The sequence below is a fragment of the Duganella lactea genome (assembly GCF_009857505.1).
Classification (GTDB): domain Bacteria; phylum Pseudomonadota; class Gammaproteobacteria; order Burkholderiales; family Burkholderiaceae_D; genus Rugamonas; species Rugamonas lactea.
In genome coordinates, this window is the sequence record NZ_WWCP01000018.1 from 1 (window position 1) to 14,459 (window position 14,459).

The window sequence follows — 14,459 nt, forward strand, 5'->3', positions numbered from 1 at the left end:
CTTCGTCATGGTGGAGTTTCCTCTGTTGGTTGGTTTTGATCTCGACAATCAAATTTTCCAACAAAATCTCCACCGCCTCATCCCCGCCTGCAGATTTCAGCCCGTACACCAGATTCGACTATAGCTCTCATCGAAGACCAACAGACGCTTTCGGTATCTGCACAACTGCTTACCCGAACGTTCCGCCCGGAGAGTAGTGAGAAGTCGCCGCTTTTTATCAAGTGTCGCTTTGAAGATAAAGACCGGTTGGTTTCAGTTTTTGCAGCAAATGTGCTTGCTGCGGCTAAGACAGGGGCGTTATTTAATACTGCAAACCCAAGCCTGATTCTCTTTACATTGGCGCATCTAGGCGGAGCTGCCGTTTGTTCTCCAGTTTTCTCGGCAGTGGAAGGCAACAGCCTATTGATGGACGAGTTCGCCATGGCCTTAATGGGATATGCGACAGATGAACGCGGACGCGTATTTCGGATGCCAAAAAGTGTCACCGTGGTGGAAGCTTACTGTGGCGATGAGCAACTTAAACAGACCGCGAAACTTCGATTGGAAGATAAAGCTCTAGTTTATCCGGCTAGAGCTGCTTGGCGAGCTATCGTGGAAGGAAAAGCTCTTTATGGCGTTGACGGCATGCCGGCGCGCCTCTAGATTAGAGTACTAGCACTTTCGTCAAACTCTCATACGCCAAAGGCCCCAATGTCTCGCTATGCTCAGCTCACGCCATTTCTGGTATCAAAGCCAGAAGCACAAATTACGCTTTCATTTGATGATTTGGATAAGGTCATCGCTGGAGGTCTTCCTGCCAGTGGTCGGCAATACCACGCATGGTGGGCTAATAATGCATCAAGCCAGCCCCATGCAAAGTTCTGGCTCGATGCTGGCCGTCGTGCATCCCCAGACTTTAAGAACAAGAGAGTAACCTTCACGCTCGACGCTTCGGTGGACACGAGCGAATTGGCAGCAGCTGTGGTGGATGAATCGACCCATCAGGACCTGACGGAGTATGTTGAAAGTAGCTTGAGCCTGGAACGGGACTTGGAAGACCAGATTGTCAGCCACTTGGATATCCTGGAGCCAGGTCTTACGCTAGTGTCGAGGCAGGAGTCGAGCGATGTTGGACGACTGGACTTGCTCGCGAGAGACGCTGAGGGACGTACGGTTATTATTGAACTGAAGGCAGGAGAAGCCAAGGACTCGTCGATTGGCCAGATTGCCCGATATATCGGCTGGTACGGCGAGAAGGAAGGCACCGCGCCGCGCGCCATCTTGGTCGCAAGCGGCTTTGCAGAGCCTGTACGGTGGGCGGCCAAGGCGATTCCAGGCCTGAAGCTAGTGACTTATCGGGTTCAGTTCGCGTTCGAAGAAGCCACTGTTTAACGAGCGACGCTCGTTAAAACGCTGAGCTTGTGGATGGACCGGTAGTGCGACCCGGCCGCATCGGACGCTAATATCGCACACCACACTGCCACAACAAATCTACCCCAAATGGATGACCATGCATTGACAGGCTGGAGGCCAGATTGCCCGCCAACGCTGCAAGTCTCGAAGAGCAACGGGTTGTCTCGGGTGAATGAACTAGACCATTTCGAACTTTACGTACCTCATGAAGGTCGTGTGCGGTTGCGGCCGCAAGTTTGCCATCTTGCGATAGTAAATCAATGATGTGCTTCGCCTTTACGTTTTTGCGATTCCCACGTACATGTATATGCGGTGAATCATCGTAGAGCTGATTGCAGACCGACTCGATGACAAACCAGGATTGGAGCAGTGACATTGCGAAGTCATTCTTGCTGTACGCGACCTTGCTCCTGGTGACGAACGCGAGCCATTTCAGAACTCTCGGATGAGCGCAAATGTATTCGAAATTCCTCATTGCGGAATCCAAAGTACTTACCTTAACTTTTGGCCAACTATAAGGGCTGAATGTAATTTCAGAGGGGACCTCCCCGTGCTTAGAGACATACCGTATGTAGTGTTCTAGGTCTCGCAATTGCTCGTTGATAACGCGACCGCTTTCCCAATTCCGCCTGACTGGAAACCAATCAATCATGCCGATGGTCGAAGTGTAATCTGGTGCGACTTCACTAGCGGCGATGCCAAAAGGGGCTGCAACGCGCATAGTTTCTGATTCGATAATGGCTTGCAAAGCATAGGCGTAGTCCAGAAACTCATCCCACCAACTAAGGGCTTTTTCGATTTGCGTCGGGTCTCCCATCTGGGGGACGTTCGACGCCATTTCCTTGTGATGGAGTAGCACCATGCCGTCAATCGTGATGGCTACCATAAAGGCGGGACAGTCGTAGGCGTAGCCGATTTCTGCACACATGCCAGTGAAGCGTCGAGCCTCGTCATAAAGGCTTAAGTCTGGACAGCTTCCTATCCAGAACCCTGTCTGCATATAGAACCCGATGAAGTCATGGATGTGCTGCAATGGTCGCCTCCATGTATTTTGAGAGGGGGACCTGCATGCTGCTGGGACTCGTGGTTGCGTTGTACATGTTAGTGCTGCGTTTTTCCCCTAGAAGAGATTAGTTGGTAGCGAGGATTAAAAGAGAGACGCCTGATGAGTGGACCGAGATTCAGGATGTGGGCCTTCTGCATCCTGGACGTCATCATTGTCTGCACCTTGCTTCGGTGCAGCGTACGCACGCAACTCCAGCTCGGGGCGCAGCTCAATTAGGACGCGTGCAAATTCCGGGTTCTTTGAACTGAGCCAGTCGTCACAATGCTCTGGCCGCAGTATTGCCACCCCGCGCTTTTCCTCACCAGGGCGATGGAAGCGCTTCAGTAGTGGATGTTCATCGGCGTTCAGCGTGAAATGGGTAAAGCTGTGCGATATGGTTCCGTCCTTTTCCTCCCAGCTTCGTCACATGCCAGGGAGGCCAATTGGCTCGCCGCCGGCGAGTTCAAGTGCCCAACGTTCATGCAGACCTGTCTCCCAGTTCGGTTCGAACACCTTTAGGGCGGGCACAATGCACAGCTGCTGTTGTAGCCAAAAGCGCTTGTAGGTGACCTTGCTCCCTACTTCTTCTGCGCGGGCATTCATCGTGTCCATAGAAATGCGTGGGGGCTCTGTTAAGGGCTTACCGTCGGCTTTCGCCTTCTCGATTTTCCGCTCGAATTTTGTCTGCTCTTCCGGCGTCAACTTTTTGAAGGGCCGGTGGCGCTGCGGGACGAATCCGTACGTGCCCAGCAGACCCTTGCGACTTCCTTGGTCGTCGTGGATGATGAACGGCGCCAGGCGGTCCTTGTAGATTTCCTCGCGCCAGTCTTCATTGACCTCAATTGGGGTCTTGAACCAATCGAAGCAGATTTGACGGCTGACGGTGATGTAGTTGACACACATGGCTTTCGACACGAAGTTGAGGCTATCACTATTTTAGCTCTACACGATGCTTTTGAAAGCTGTCAGCTTCACATGTTGGTGTGATAATTGGTGATAATGCCACTTGGAAATTATGGTAAAGTAAGTAACTATGATTACCAATAAGAAATATCGAGATTTAAGGCTGGTTATTTTCCCATTTATGAAAGGACGAAGAACTCATGCAGGATACAGAGAATATCGAGTTAGAGATTCAAGAACTTAAGGGTATCAAGAATTTGAAATTATCGCTCCCTTTCAAAAAAGGGCTTTATGCGGTGACCGGCGAGAATGGCATTGGCAAGAGTACGACTTTCGCAGCGTTGTCTAAGCTTGTTTACCGGGGCGCTTTGCAGAATTCGTTCAGAAATGACGGGAGTTCTAATTCAAAAATAACGTTTAAATTAAATGGAACCGAAAACGTTTGGACCAAAACAATTAACTGGCAAAGGTCGGATGGAAATTCCGAAATATTTCTTGATGGATTTTATGAGGGAAGTTTGATTTTTGGAAGTCGTTTTAGTGATGCCCATACATCTAGAATCGGGAAAACTCAGAAAATTAAAGCAACTGACGTCTGTGACGCAGATGATTTTGTCATTGAAAATTTAGGAAAAATTCTTCGCGATAACCCGTTTGCTTATGGTGGGCTCAAGAAGGTAAAATCCAAGTCTATTGCAGAGAATATGGGATTCGGAGGCATTCCCTATTTAATCGAGAAGAACTCGAAATGGCTTTATCATTTCAATATGAGTTCGGGCGAATTTTTGCTTATTGGATTGCTTCACTTCATTAGCGAGCGCATAAAATTCAAGACAAAGACTAGAAATCACAACCTTAGTCTAATAATCATGGATGAAATAGAACTTGCCCTGCATCCATCAGCACAGGAAAGACTTGCGGTTTTTTTAAATAAGATTTCATCTGACTTCAACTTCTGTATTTATTTTGCTACTCACAGCGTTCAGATAATCCACAACATACGACCTGACCGTATTTACCACTTGGCTCTGGACATCGCAGGCGATATTGAAATTGTCAACCCATGTTACCCTGCTTACGCAACGCGGTGTTTGTACACGGCTGACGGGTTTGACTTTGTTCTACTAGTGGAGGATGAACTTGCAAAGTATTTTGTAGAAAAAGCTATAAGGGATAACAATATAAATGCTAGCAGACTTATTAAGATACTTCCGTCAGGAGGTTGGGAAAATACATTAAATTTACAGAAGGACCTGATTACTTCAAAATTGGCAGGTACAGATTGTAAGGTAATCGCGATTCTGGATGGTGATGTTCAAAATGAGTTTAATTCAAAATACGGAGGAAACTCTAAATTTAAAGGGCAAATTGTGTCATTCTTGCCAATTCAGAGTTTGGAAAAATATCTTAGGAAGAAGCTCGTAGATAATCCAGATGCTGTATTTGCGAAAAAATTTGGTGATGCTTTTTATAGTGTAAGAAGCTTGCCGAATATATTGGCAGATTATAATTCAAGGTCGGAGTCCGAGAAGGATAAAAATGGAAAAGGTCTTTTCCTTGTGCTAAAGAAATGTGCAGAAGAGCAAGGCATTAGTGAAGAATCTTTTAAGCGTGAAACCTGTTCTTTCATTTCCAATTTTGAGAATATTTCGACGCTCTCTCGCACTCTCATCGGCTTGTGTAGTTAAAATTGACGAGATAGTGACCATTACATAGGAGATGGGGGCGTGACGTGTAAAATTTTAATGGCGTTGCGTTGCCTCTCCTCATTACTGAAAATCTCTGGATTTTGTCCGAATCTCTCCCAGCAGTGGACTAAGGTCGACCATGCGTTTTGCCACTAAGTGTCGCACACCGCTTTCCGACTGCCATATCCCGTAGACGCCGAGCAATTCGGCGCCCATGACTTCCTTGCGATATTCGTCGACCAAGCTTGGCCAGCAAATGACGTTGACCGTTCCGTGCTCGTCTTCTAGCGTGAGAAATACTACGCCTTTCGCAGTGCCCGGTCGCTGACGCACGGTGACGATGCCGCACGCACGCGCGAGCTGTCTGTCCGCAAACCCTGCCAGTACATCGCTGGTGACAAATTTGCGCGCTGTCAGAGTCCCTCGCAAGAACGACAGTGGATGACTGCGGAGAGTGAGACCGAGACGTTTGTAGTCAGTAACTACATCCTCTGCCTCGGTCGGAGCGTCAAGCTCTACAAGCTCTTCTTTAATTTCTGCTGGCCTTAGTAATCCTTTGTCCGGCACGCTGGATTTCGCCTGCCAAATCGCTTGTCGTCGGTTCCCCGAGAGCGTTTGAAGAGCGTCTCCCTGAGCCAATTTGTTCATGTCGCCTTCGTCCAAATTCGCGCGGGAGGCAAGGTCGGTAGTGCTCTTGAACGGCGCGATGGCGCGTGCCTCTTCGATACGCCAAGCGGCTTCCTGTTCCATCCCGTTGATGATGTTCAGACCTAGCCTCACTGCGGGCTGCATTCCTTTGGTTGGTGGTTCCAGTGTAGCCTCCCAATTGCTGATGCGGACGTCCGGCGGACGCACCTCGATTCCATTACGCTGCGCATCTTGGACGAGAGAAGAGGGCGAGTAGAAGCCCATTGGCTGACTGTTCAGCAGGGCTGCCAAAAACGCAGCAGGCTCATGGCGCTTAAGCCAGCAGGAGGCGTAAGCTATCAATGCGAAGGAGTGAGCGTGAGACTCTGGAAATCCATATGCAGCAAAACCTTTGAGCTGACCGATGATGTTGTTTGCAAATGCCTCGTCGTACCCGCGTCCCAGCATGCCGGACAAAAGGTCGTCTTCGAATTGCGCGAGGTTGCCTTTACGCTGCCATGCCGCCATGGCTCGTCGAAGTGCGTCCGCCTTGCCAGCAGAGAAACCGGCTGCAACCATCGCAATCGACATGACCTGCTCTTGGAAAATCGGCACGCCGCACTCGGCACAAGCATAGAGGGGGACGCCCGAGGCGAGGGCATCTTTAATCTCCAGTCGCTTTTTGACGGCATCGCCGTAGACGTCTCCAACCACCTCAGCCAATGTTTGGTAAGAGCCGTCAGACAAGTTCAGGACTTCTGGAATCTCCGGGTCTGGAACATAGTAGGGCGGCGGGGGAATGTCAATGAACTGCATCAGCAAGAATCAGGTTAAATGCAAATCGAACTTCCGCGCCGACGTCTGCTTCGTGCCGGCGTCAATAGCGCGTTCGGGACTAGGTCAGACCAAAAAATCTTCTTTCTTCTTCCCATCGAGCCACCTTGGTGCGCGTCCTCGGCCGGTCCAAGTCTCACCAGTTTCGTTGTTGCGATATTTGATTTCAACAGGCTTGCTTGCCTTGCGTACGGTTTTCTGCGTGCTGGAGAGGTCCGCTAGCGTGATGCCGTACTCATCCATGATGGCTTTAATGTCAGCACAGGCCTTGGATATCTCATCTTTCCGAGTCCGCTCGGCAGCCGCCTTGAGTTCAGCGATTTGCTTTTGGTAGTCTGCGTAAGTTGGCATATCGGTCCTTTATCAAATAAGATAATTGTACAGGCGCTGCTACTGATTAGTGCTGATGAAATGTTGGTTCTCAAACGTTCCAATCTTTAGCGCCGATGGAATTGAAGTGAGCGCTATCCAAGCCAAGTGCGGGTATCCTTTCTGCCAACTTGTCAGAGCCGTGACCGGTAACTAATTTCAATGGATGCTAATGAGCTCTCTACCGCAAAATTTCGTAAAAGCCATGGGCGATTTTGTTGACCCATTTGTCACCGCCATCGCCTTGATAAAGCCCGGCGATACCAGAAATCCACCAGGTGACCACGAGGGCACTGGTAACTTCGTCACCATTGATAATCGCATTTATATCGTTACCTGCGAGCATGTTGCACGCTCGCAAAGTTCGGGAATGTTGGGGTGGACGCCGTTCGGGAGCAATGCGGGGCTGAGCATTCCTGAGTCTTTTCAAAGCGACCCATACCCTGTTGATATCGCAGCAACTCGGCTCTCATCGAACAGTTGGACGCTTGTCCCCCACAGAGCACAATGCGCGACAACTGAAATGTTTGCCAACACGCATAGTCCGGTGGAGGGAGAATTTCTTTACGTGTTCGGGTTCCCGGGCTCGGAGGCGACTGCCGGCTTCGGACAACATTTAATCAGAGGGATAGGCGTCATTACGCACGAAGGTCCATATGACCCTGTGCTTCTCAAAGAGAGCCCGGTGCCAAAAGAGGGTATCCATCTCTGTCTGCCTTATCTGCCCGAGGTGGCAGAAGTTGTTGCCGGCGATAACGGCGTACTTCCACTGGGCGATGGGTTAAGCGGCTCGTTTTTATGGAACACCAGGTACAAAGAGGTAACTGATGCGGGGGGGGCATGGAGTCCAACGGATGCGCAGATAACTGGGTTGGTTTGGGGGCATTCGCAAAAAGCAGGGATGCTTATCGCATCTCGTGTCGAAGATTTTCGCCAATTTCTGGGTATTTGATTGTTGAAATAATGTAGGTCCCACTTCCATTCTCTACGGAGTCTAATATCCACCTCAGTCGGCCGGCACTGTAGGCATTGGGTCTACAAGTTAAAGTTAATTTGTGTAGAGATAGATGAGAGAAATATGGCAGAACTAAGTTTGGCAGAGCATCTTGAAATGCTGAAGAAGTCGACGGAACAAAGCTCGGACTTTGGGAAATGGGTTGAGACACTTGCTTTAGTAATCGATACAGCGGGCGACGAGTCTAACGAAAATGTGCTCGTTGCCGCGATAGAAATCTCGGAAGGGATGGAAAACAAAAGCATCCAAGCCGACGCAAGTTTGGTTCTCTACCATAGGTCGAATGCGTGGGCATCACTACAGCACATCAGGCGGACTGGCGATGATGTTTGGAGGTGGGAGCAACCTGAGTTAGTGGAACAAATTTTTGCCCTGAGAGGCGCCATTCAGCATCCAGGGTTTGTAGAGTTGCCCGCACCTCGACGCGCGCAGATATATTGCAATCTTGGGAATTCCTTGAGCACCGCAGGGAGGATTGTTGATGCCCTGGTGGAATGGAAAAACGCCCTCGTAGAGCAGAGGAATCTGGGCATGGCGCGCGGCAATCTTGGAGTCGGGCTCGCGCGATATGGAATGCAGTTGTATGACGAAGGTCACACCTATTGGTTTTTGCGTTCAGCTCAGAATGAATTGTCGCAGGCAATTACAGGCGGCCTAGGCAGAGATGGTTCGACATACCCGGAAGCTCTTGATGCTTTTAGGTGGCACAGTACAAAAGTCGAGCGCGAGCTGAGCTGTTATGAAGGCCCCCATGATAGCGGGCCGTCCGAATATCCGGTTGGAAAATCAAAGCGGGAGCGTGCCTATCGGACCTGGTGTTTGGGGCGCAATCTATTTTTAAATCCGTTGAATGACCTCGGCCCGCTTTCCATTGCCGCGCAGGACGTGCTCCTTTTGCCAGGTCATAGGATTAAAGGGGCAGGAATCACATACCGTGCTTTCTTCAATCAGCTTAAGCAGGAATACGTCTATGCGCGCTTGAATCTCTTTGAAGGAACAGCAAGAGAGCGGCAGCATTTTGCGGACCGGGAGCTACCGCTGGAGTCAAATGCTGACTTTGCTCTGTACTCAATTGGCGTCGAGCAGGTCAAAACATCGTTCCGGCTTGCGTACTCATTACTTGATAAATTGGCCTACTTTATTAACGATTATTGGAGGTTGGAAATCCCCGAAAAGCAAGTGAGCTTTAGAAAGCTTTGGGTCGAGGACAAAAAAGGCAGGGAGGTGCCGGTTGGGTGCGTCCGGAAAGTCTTTGAGGACTCTAAGAACCTACCGCTGCGTGCACTGTACTGGTTGGCTAAAGATATCTACGACCAAGATTTCCAAGAGGTGGCGGACCCTATCGCTAAAGAACTGGATGCGTTGCGCAATCATCTTGAGCACAAGGCACTGAAAGTCGTACTTGACGGTTTGCCGCAGGCAGACCGCGGCGAATCTGAAATGTTTGAAGACCACCTTTCCCATCTAGTGGGGCACGATGAGCTTGCGGCACGAGCTGAGCATCTTCTTCGCATGACTCGGTCGGCACTGATATATCTTGCTTTAGCTATGTTTGTCGAAGAGCAGCGTGCCTACCGCCCAGGCGATAAACTTGCACCGGTTGACTTGGGGTTATATACAGAAGATAGGAATTTTTAGTCGTTCAAGAAAGGCGAGGCATGCTCTTTTGGTGGCTATGGCAATCGTAATCCTGCAATACAATCGAAAGCTGAATTCTATTAAGTCGCGCTCCAGTTCTAAAAGCCCGCTCCAGAGAAGACCATCAAGTCCGATACCGTGGGCTAGCGAATTGCGAATGTCCGACAAGTTCATTCGCGCGCGCGGTTGCTCACCATGACGTTCGGGCTTCTTCGGCTTCAGCACGTGCATAACAGAGCCGCCATACTTCCGAACAAATGAGAGTTTGTCGTCGGACAGTTCGTCTTCGCCAATGAGATGTGTCATCAGCCGTTTAAGCTTTTTTGCGGAGGCTGGCCTTGGTGGAAAGCGGCTTAGCCTTGCCAGCGGGTTTGCTCGTGGCAGTGCTTGGTCGCACGCCGTTGCGAACGCTCGGCGCTTTGGTTTGCTTGCCCCGGTTACGAAAATCTTCTGGCGCCGTTGCGTCAATACCGATGACCCTCAGATATCTCGACCGGTCCTTCCCCTCGAGTTCTTGCGCCTTTGCCGACAGAATTTCTAAGACTTCTTCGAATCCAACCTTCTTACCGGTCGACGGATTAGTCCATCTTCTTCCCTTCGTTTGAAGAACGAGCACCAAGAATCCGGTGGTCGCGCTACGGTGCCGCATATACTGTCCGACCAACTGAGATTCGAGAGCTTCGATGTAGTCTTCGATAGTCCACCGCTCTGACATCTTTAACTCGATTGAAGCGCGCCAATCGTTGCGGCTGCAAAGTACATCTCTGCGTTTGCTTTCTGCAGTTTCAGACTCAACGGAGACAGAGTAGCGGCCGCGCGAGTGATGATTTAGCTCGCTTGCGAGCAGGCGCTGGAAGTTAGCCTCAAGTGCAATTCCTGCTTTGGCTCCTTGAGCACCGGGTTTTAAAACACGTGTAAAGTCAATCTCGCTGAAGAAGCTACGGAGACTATGTTCTCCACGCTCGATGTCGTATTTCATCGCCTGAAGGTCGGAGTGGACGGACATCGCGAACGAAAGCGAGTCCGTCACCTCCGCACGGAAGTCTTTTTCAAACTGGTCATACCTTATTTGAGGCAGTGGTTTGCGAGTGAGCTGGCGCTCGCGCAGCTCGAACTGAAGCCGGCGTATGTACATGCGCATAGACTCATGCGTTGCCTTTCGTCGAAGTACTCCAAGAATCTCGTAAGCCATCTGCGAGTTCGCAGACGCGATGCTTGGAATCAGGGTGTCTCTGAAGCTTTGCGCGTTGTCCCTGGCACCTGGACTGTATACGACGCCGTTTGGACGTGCCTTGTCCTCGTCGGGATTGACCGCCCACTTTGTCCATAAATATAGGTCTCCAAGTACCTCCACGCCGTCATCACTACTTCGCGCGAGTTGACTGATGCTTCCTTCTCTGTCTCTGCCGAAATGAGCCGCCAGCGCGAACAGGAAAGCCCGCACAGCTTCGGGGTCCTTTGGTCCCCAATTACTAACGGCATTATAAAAACCGTTCGGATAGGTAGTCAGCCAATAACTCGCCCACATGGCAGCGGCCGCGCGTTGTGCGGTCAATGCGGTGTCAGGTTCTGCCGGAAGAGGGGACTTAAACGCTCCCTTCATCGCTCCAAGCGCAATATGTTCGAACTGCTTTGGTCGGGCCGTCGTTGGATTTTCCAGCATGGCACGGAGAATCTGCTCCGCGACCCACTCCCGAGAAGGGTTTTGTTCGACGAGATAGTTCCAGGCAATCGGCGCCAGTACCTCTCTGACCGGTTCCGGAGCGTCAGACAGGGCTGTGAATAGTTCTTCCGCGTGCTCCTTAGATACCGCGCCTTTACTTGCTTCGTTGGCGATGTTCGACAGCTCAGAAATTGAGGTGACGTGATGCGCTGCAACCAATGGCCAAAACCACTTCGGATATCCGTTCATTTCGAACGTACCGTAGCGCAGAGCCTGCCGTACTTCCGCCGCAGAAAGAGCGGGCAGATTCTCGCCGGTCCCCAGCTCCAAATGCAACCCCTGCAGACCAGCTACCGTGATGTTATAAGTCGTCCTGGGGTCTTCTTCATCGTAACGAGGTAGTTCCATTCTCCATAGCTTACTCAAGCCCGAAAGGACAGCGTCAGCTAACGGCTTGCCTGCCGCTCGTCGGAAGACCTCAAAGTCGACTTCGCCGTAGCGGGAGTCTGTATTTGTTTGCAGCAGCCATCCCGCAATCCATGCAAGGTCACCCGTTGAAGTCGCATCAGCGATGCAAGCGCGCCTGGATTTCAGGACTTTCTTCGACTTGCTGTCTATTTTGAGCTCATTATCCTTCGAAGATTTCTTGCTCTTGAAGGGGGGCTGCGGCGCCGGCGTCGCGAGTTGCGCTTGGTAGTCCGAAAACGCCTTCGACAGGCGAGGGTTGTCGAGCCACTCGACATCGGTAGCCTGGAATTCGAATATACTTCGGTGGCCGAACACTTCCCGCATGAGGCGCGCATCGTCAACCTTGGACTGGCCGACAATGTATGTCAGCAGCGCCCGACGCACAGGTGCGTTGTCCTTCAGTGATATGCTCAGCTGTTTCTTGTCAATTCCGAAGTGACCTTCCCTAAGCGCGTGTTGCAGGACAAAGCAAACTCGAGCGGCTTTCTGTGTGTCTCCCGCACTGTCTCGGCTCAAAAAAGCTATAACGATGCCAACTGCCATCTCGACATACTTGTCCGTGTTTCGCCTGTCTGTACCGAAGAGACGTTGTCTACGGTCGCTCATCCTAGCGACCTTCAACACCATGCTCCTACTCACCTTGTAGAGTTGTTCGTAGGAGGCGCTTCCTAGGAATTCCTCTGAATCGAATAAATATGAAAGATTGAAGAAACTTCTGTCCTTTGCGAAGTGTCGGTTGATAATGCTCAATACTTCACGCGCAGTAAAATAGCTCCAACCCAAGCGGCGAAGTAATAAGGAAGCCAAGCTGTCGTTTGCTGTTACGCTGGATACAATCGCTGCGGCGATGCCCTTGAAATCATCTTCTATGCCTACGTCCAAGAGATACTCGACCCCCGCGCGGTCGCCAAGCAGGCGGTTGTAATCGCCTTCTGACCGACGCAACACTTTGCCCCTCAGTATGTCCGATTTGGACGCGGCTGCGATGTCCATCAGGAGCTCTCGAGCCACGTAATTTTCACAGTGCTCCTCGAATAGGCTAGCGATGGTCGGCAACAAGCGTTGAGGACCCGCCTGCCAGTGGTTCTCAGAAGTCAGAGTGAACATTCCGCGCCCAGGATGGTCGCCTTGGTCTGCAAGCCGTTTAAAGCTCTCGCGCAGTGCGTCCTCGGCATCCGCAATGGGTATCGCGGCATTACGCAAGTCGCCGAAGAAGGCCAATGCCTGCGGGTCTGATTGCAGTATGATTTGGCGACAATGCGGATTTAGCGTAGCGAGCCAGCCCATCAATGGCAAGTATTCGCGCTGAATCCCTTGCTCACCGCTTGGTGCTGACCAAATGAAATTTTGAACAAGTCTCTGAGCTTGTTCGGCAGATTCGACGAGGTCAGCTAGGCGCCGGGCAGCTAAAAACGGAAGCAGTTCGTCCGGATATATTTTTACTTGATGAAAGCCGACGTCAATGCAGAGCTGCGAATTGAGCAGCTGCTTTATCGATGCCTCGTTCAAGATGGGAGTGGCGATGAGACGGGCTGATAGAGACTTTACTGGGATGTCCAAAGTCGCTGGAGGCATCTCGATATTGACCAGTTGACATACCTGCGAAGCTGCCGCAAGACGTTGCGCGGCCTGAGCGAGCGGCTCGCTCGCTGGAGCCCCCGCATCTGTTAAGCGATGGTCCGCCGAACGTAAGATTTGAATGGCGTCAATTACGCGGTTGAAAACTTCTGTGAGCGAGTTTGGCGGAGCCTCGAACATGTCAATATGAGCCAGAATGTCGAGCCCGCCAGGGTTTTTCGTGAAGCCCCCCAGCCCGCGTTCGCGGGCAATGCTAAGAAGTTGCGCGCCATCGATGCTTGGGTGGTGGCCAGTAAGATACTGCTGCGCTTGCTTGGTCTCCAAAGGAAGCATCGAAAAAAGACTAAGGCTTCCTGCTTCAGTGCTCGTCTCAGTCGTTGATGATGACGCTTCATGGCTCAACATGCCGCCAGATACTGGTACTGAAGACGTGTGGATAGTTGAAGCGGGCCGGGCAAGAATTTCCGCAAGCTTTCCGTATATCGCTGGGGTCAGAACTGCCGGCCTGGTCGAGACAACCCAGTTCACTCGGTCGCTTGGCCACGATACCGCCTCTGCAAGCTCGCTAATCAGGTATTCGATGGACTCAGCCTTGCCGGCTGCAGCCTCGTCCAAAGAATCCACGAAGAGCGTCAACGTTTCGGTTGGCGATTCCCTCCAGGTTTTGAAAGCTGCAAGGTCCTCGCCCGTTAGCGCTTTCTCGACGCTGCCACGGTCAGCGAGAGCCCTCAACGCGATGAACACTGCCGTACTAGGCTCACTACGCATTTGAGCTGCACGGTGCTTCATCTCCGTCGTTTTTCCGTAATTTGCTGGCGCCACCACCAAGCAAATTCGACGCTCCAGTACTGCGGGCCAGTCTAGACGTTTTCCACGAATTTCAGAGGCAATGAGTTCATCGGCGTCGTAGGTTTTTCTTTCGACGAAGCGTCGGTTTAAATCGATGTAGGGCATTAGTAATTTTATTGAGAAGCGGGCTGGACAGACGCGTTCGGGGATTCGACAGAATCAAAGTGTAGAAGGATGGTACAAGAATTAGCGAAGGCCGGCGAGTTATCGAAGCTATTTCGGATGTTCCAATCGATGCAGCACGCACAGCGCGGCGAACCGCACCATTGCGCGAAGCGGTTTTCGATAGCGCTGGCAACTGAATTGGGAGAATGCGTGCATAACTGCGTAGTCGTTGGCGCTACTGCGCTGCGTACAATCCATAGGGTACTATGGTTATTCCATGACCAA

9 protein-coding genes and 1 pseudogene are annotated in these 14,459 nt (G+C 51.2%); 5 read left to right on the plus strand and 5 right to left on the minus strand.

The genetic code is table 11. The annotated features are described in order from the left end of the window. Positions 1 to 246 precede the first annotated feature (246 nt). Both GTP44_RS15430 and GTP44_RS15435 read left to right on the plus strand, forming a co-directional pair. Positions 247 to 642 (plus strand): carbohydrate kinase family protein, encoded by a 396-nt coding sequence (locus GTP44_RS15430; protein WP_161020127.1) that lies wholly within the window; start codon positions 247 to 249, stop codon positions 640 to 642. A 48-nt stretch (positions 643 to 690) separates the two neighbouring features. Beyond that, positions 691 to 1,371: an endonuclease NucS domain-containing protein gene (locus GTP44_RS15435; protein ID WP_161020128.1), complete on the plus strand. Its 681-nt coding sequence runs from the start codon at positions 691 to 693 to the stop codon at positions 1,369 to 1,371. Positions 1,372 to 1,438: 67 nt separating this feature from the next. On the opposite strand, the gene GTP44_RS15440 is transcribed toward GTP44_RS15435, so the two are convergent. Together GTP44_RS15440 and GTP44_RS15445 are read right to left on the minus strand one after the other, a co-directional pair. Continuing rightward, entirely contained in the window at positions 1,439 to 2,425 is a 987-nt protein-coding gene (locus GTP44_RS15440) for a hypothetical protein (RefSeq protein ID WP_161020129.1), read from the minus strand. A 435-nt stretch (positions 2,426 to 2,860) separates the two neighbouring features. Next, positions 2,861 to 3,340, minus strand: coding sequence for an SOS response-associated peptidase family protein (locus GTP44_RS15445; protein ID WP_161020130.1), 480 nt, complete (start codon positions 3,338 to 3,340; stop codon positions 2,861 to 2,863). A gap of 200 nt (positions 3,341 to 3,540) precedes the next feature. Here GTP44_RS15445 and GTP44_RS15450 point away from each other — a divergent pair, with 200 nt between their 5' ends. After that, a complete protein-coding gene (locus tag GTP44_RS15450) occupies positions 3,541 to 5,028 on the plus strand; it encodes an AAA family ATPase (protein WP_161020131.1) in 1,488 nt (495 codons plus the stop codon). An 81-nt stretch (positions 5,029 to 5,109) separates the two neighbouring features. Here the strand turns inward: GTP44_RS15450 and GTP44_RS15455 are convergent. Together GTP44_RS15455 and GTP44_RS15460 are read right to left on the minus strand one after the other, a co-directional pair. After that, a pseudogene (locus GTP44_RS15455) lies at positions 5,110 to 6,273 on the minus strand (helix-hairpin-helix domain-containing protein); the annotation flags it as partial. Positions 6,274 to 6,555: 282 nt separating this feature from the next. Then, the gene (locus GTP44_RS15460; RefSeq protein WP_161020133.1) at positions 6,556 to 6,840 is read right to left on the minus strand and encodes an H-NS histone family protein; all 285 of its coding nucleotides are present in this window, start codon (positions 6,838 to 6,840) and stop codon (positions 6,556 to 6,558) included. Positions 6,841 to 7,030: 190 nt separating this feature from the next. Between GTP44_RS15460 and GTP44_RS15465 the strand changes: the two genes are divergently transcribed. Both GTP44_RS15465 and GTP44_RS15470 read left to right on the plus strand, forming a co-directional pair. Beyond that, positions 7,031 to 7,810, plus strand: coding sequence for a hypothetical protein (locus tag GTP44_RS15465; protein ID WP_161020134.1), 780 nt, complete (start codon positions 7,031 to 7,033; stop codon positions 7,808 to 7,810). Between the two features lie 126 nt (positions 7,811 to 7,936). Next, a complete protein-coding gene (locus GTP44_RS15470; RefSeq protein ID WP_161020135.1) occupies positions 7,937 to 9,511 on the plus strand; it encodes an LA2681 family HEPN domain-containing protein in 1,575 nt (524 codons plus the stop codon). Positions 9,512 to 9,824: 313 nt separating this feature from the next. Here the strand turns inward: GTP44_RS15470 and GTP44_RS15475 are convergent, their stop codons facing one another. Then, a complete protein-coding gene (locus GTP44_RS15475; RefSeq protein WP_202424094.1) occupies positions 9,825 to 14,174 on the minus strand; it encodes a hypothetical protein in 4,350 nt (1,449 codons plus the stop codon). Positions 14,175 to 14,459: the final 285 nt, after the last annotated feature.

What these genes read in the sequence shown, in the direction of transcription:
- GTP44_RS15435 (WP_161020128.1), top strand. Translation starts at nt 691, where the DNA reads ATGTCTCGCTATGCTCAGCTCACGCCATTTCTGGTATCAAAGCCAGAA.
- GTP44_RS15445 (WP_161020130.1), bottom strand. Translation starts at nt 3,340, where the DNA reads ATGTGTGTCAACTACATCACCGTCAGCCGTCAAATCTGCTTCGATTGG.
- GTP44_RS15450 (WP_161020131.1), top strand. Translation starts at nt 3,541, where the DNA reads ATGCAGGATACAGAGAATATCGAGTTAGAGATTCAAGAACTTAAGGGT.
- GTP44_RS15460 (WP_161020133.1), bottom strand. Translation starts at nt 6,840, where the DNA reads ATGCCAACTTACGCAGACTACCAAAAGCAAATCGCTGAACTCAAGGCG.
- GTP44_RS15465 (WP_161020134.1), top strand. Translation starts at nt 7,031, where the DNA reads ATGAGCTCTCTACCGCAAAATTTCGTAAAAGCCATGGGCGATTTTGTT.
- GTP44_RS15470 (WP_161020135.1), top strand. Translation starts at nt 7,937, where the DNA reads ATGGCAGAACTAAGTTTGGCAGAGCATCTTGAAATGCTGAAGAAGTCG.
- GTP44_RS15475 (WP_202424094.1), bottom strand. Translation starts at nt 14,174, where the DNA reads ATGCCCTACATCGATTTAAACCGACGCTTCGTCGAAAGAAAAACCTAC.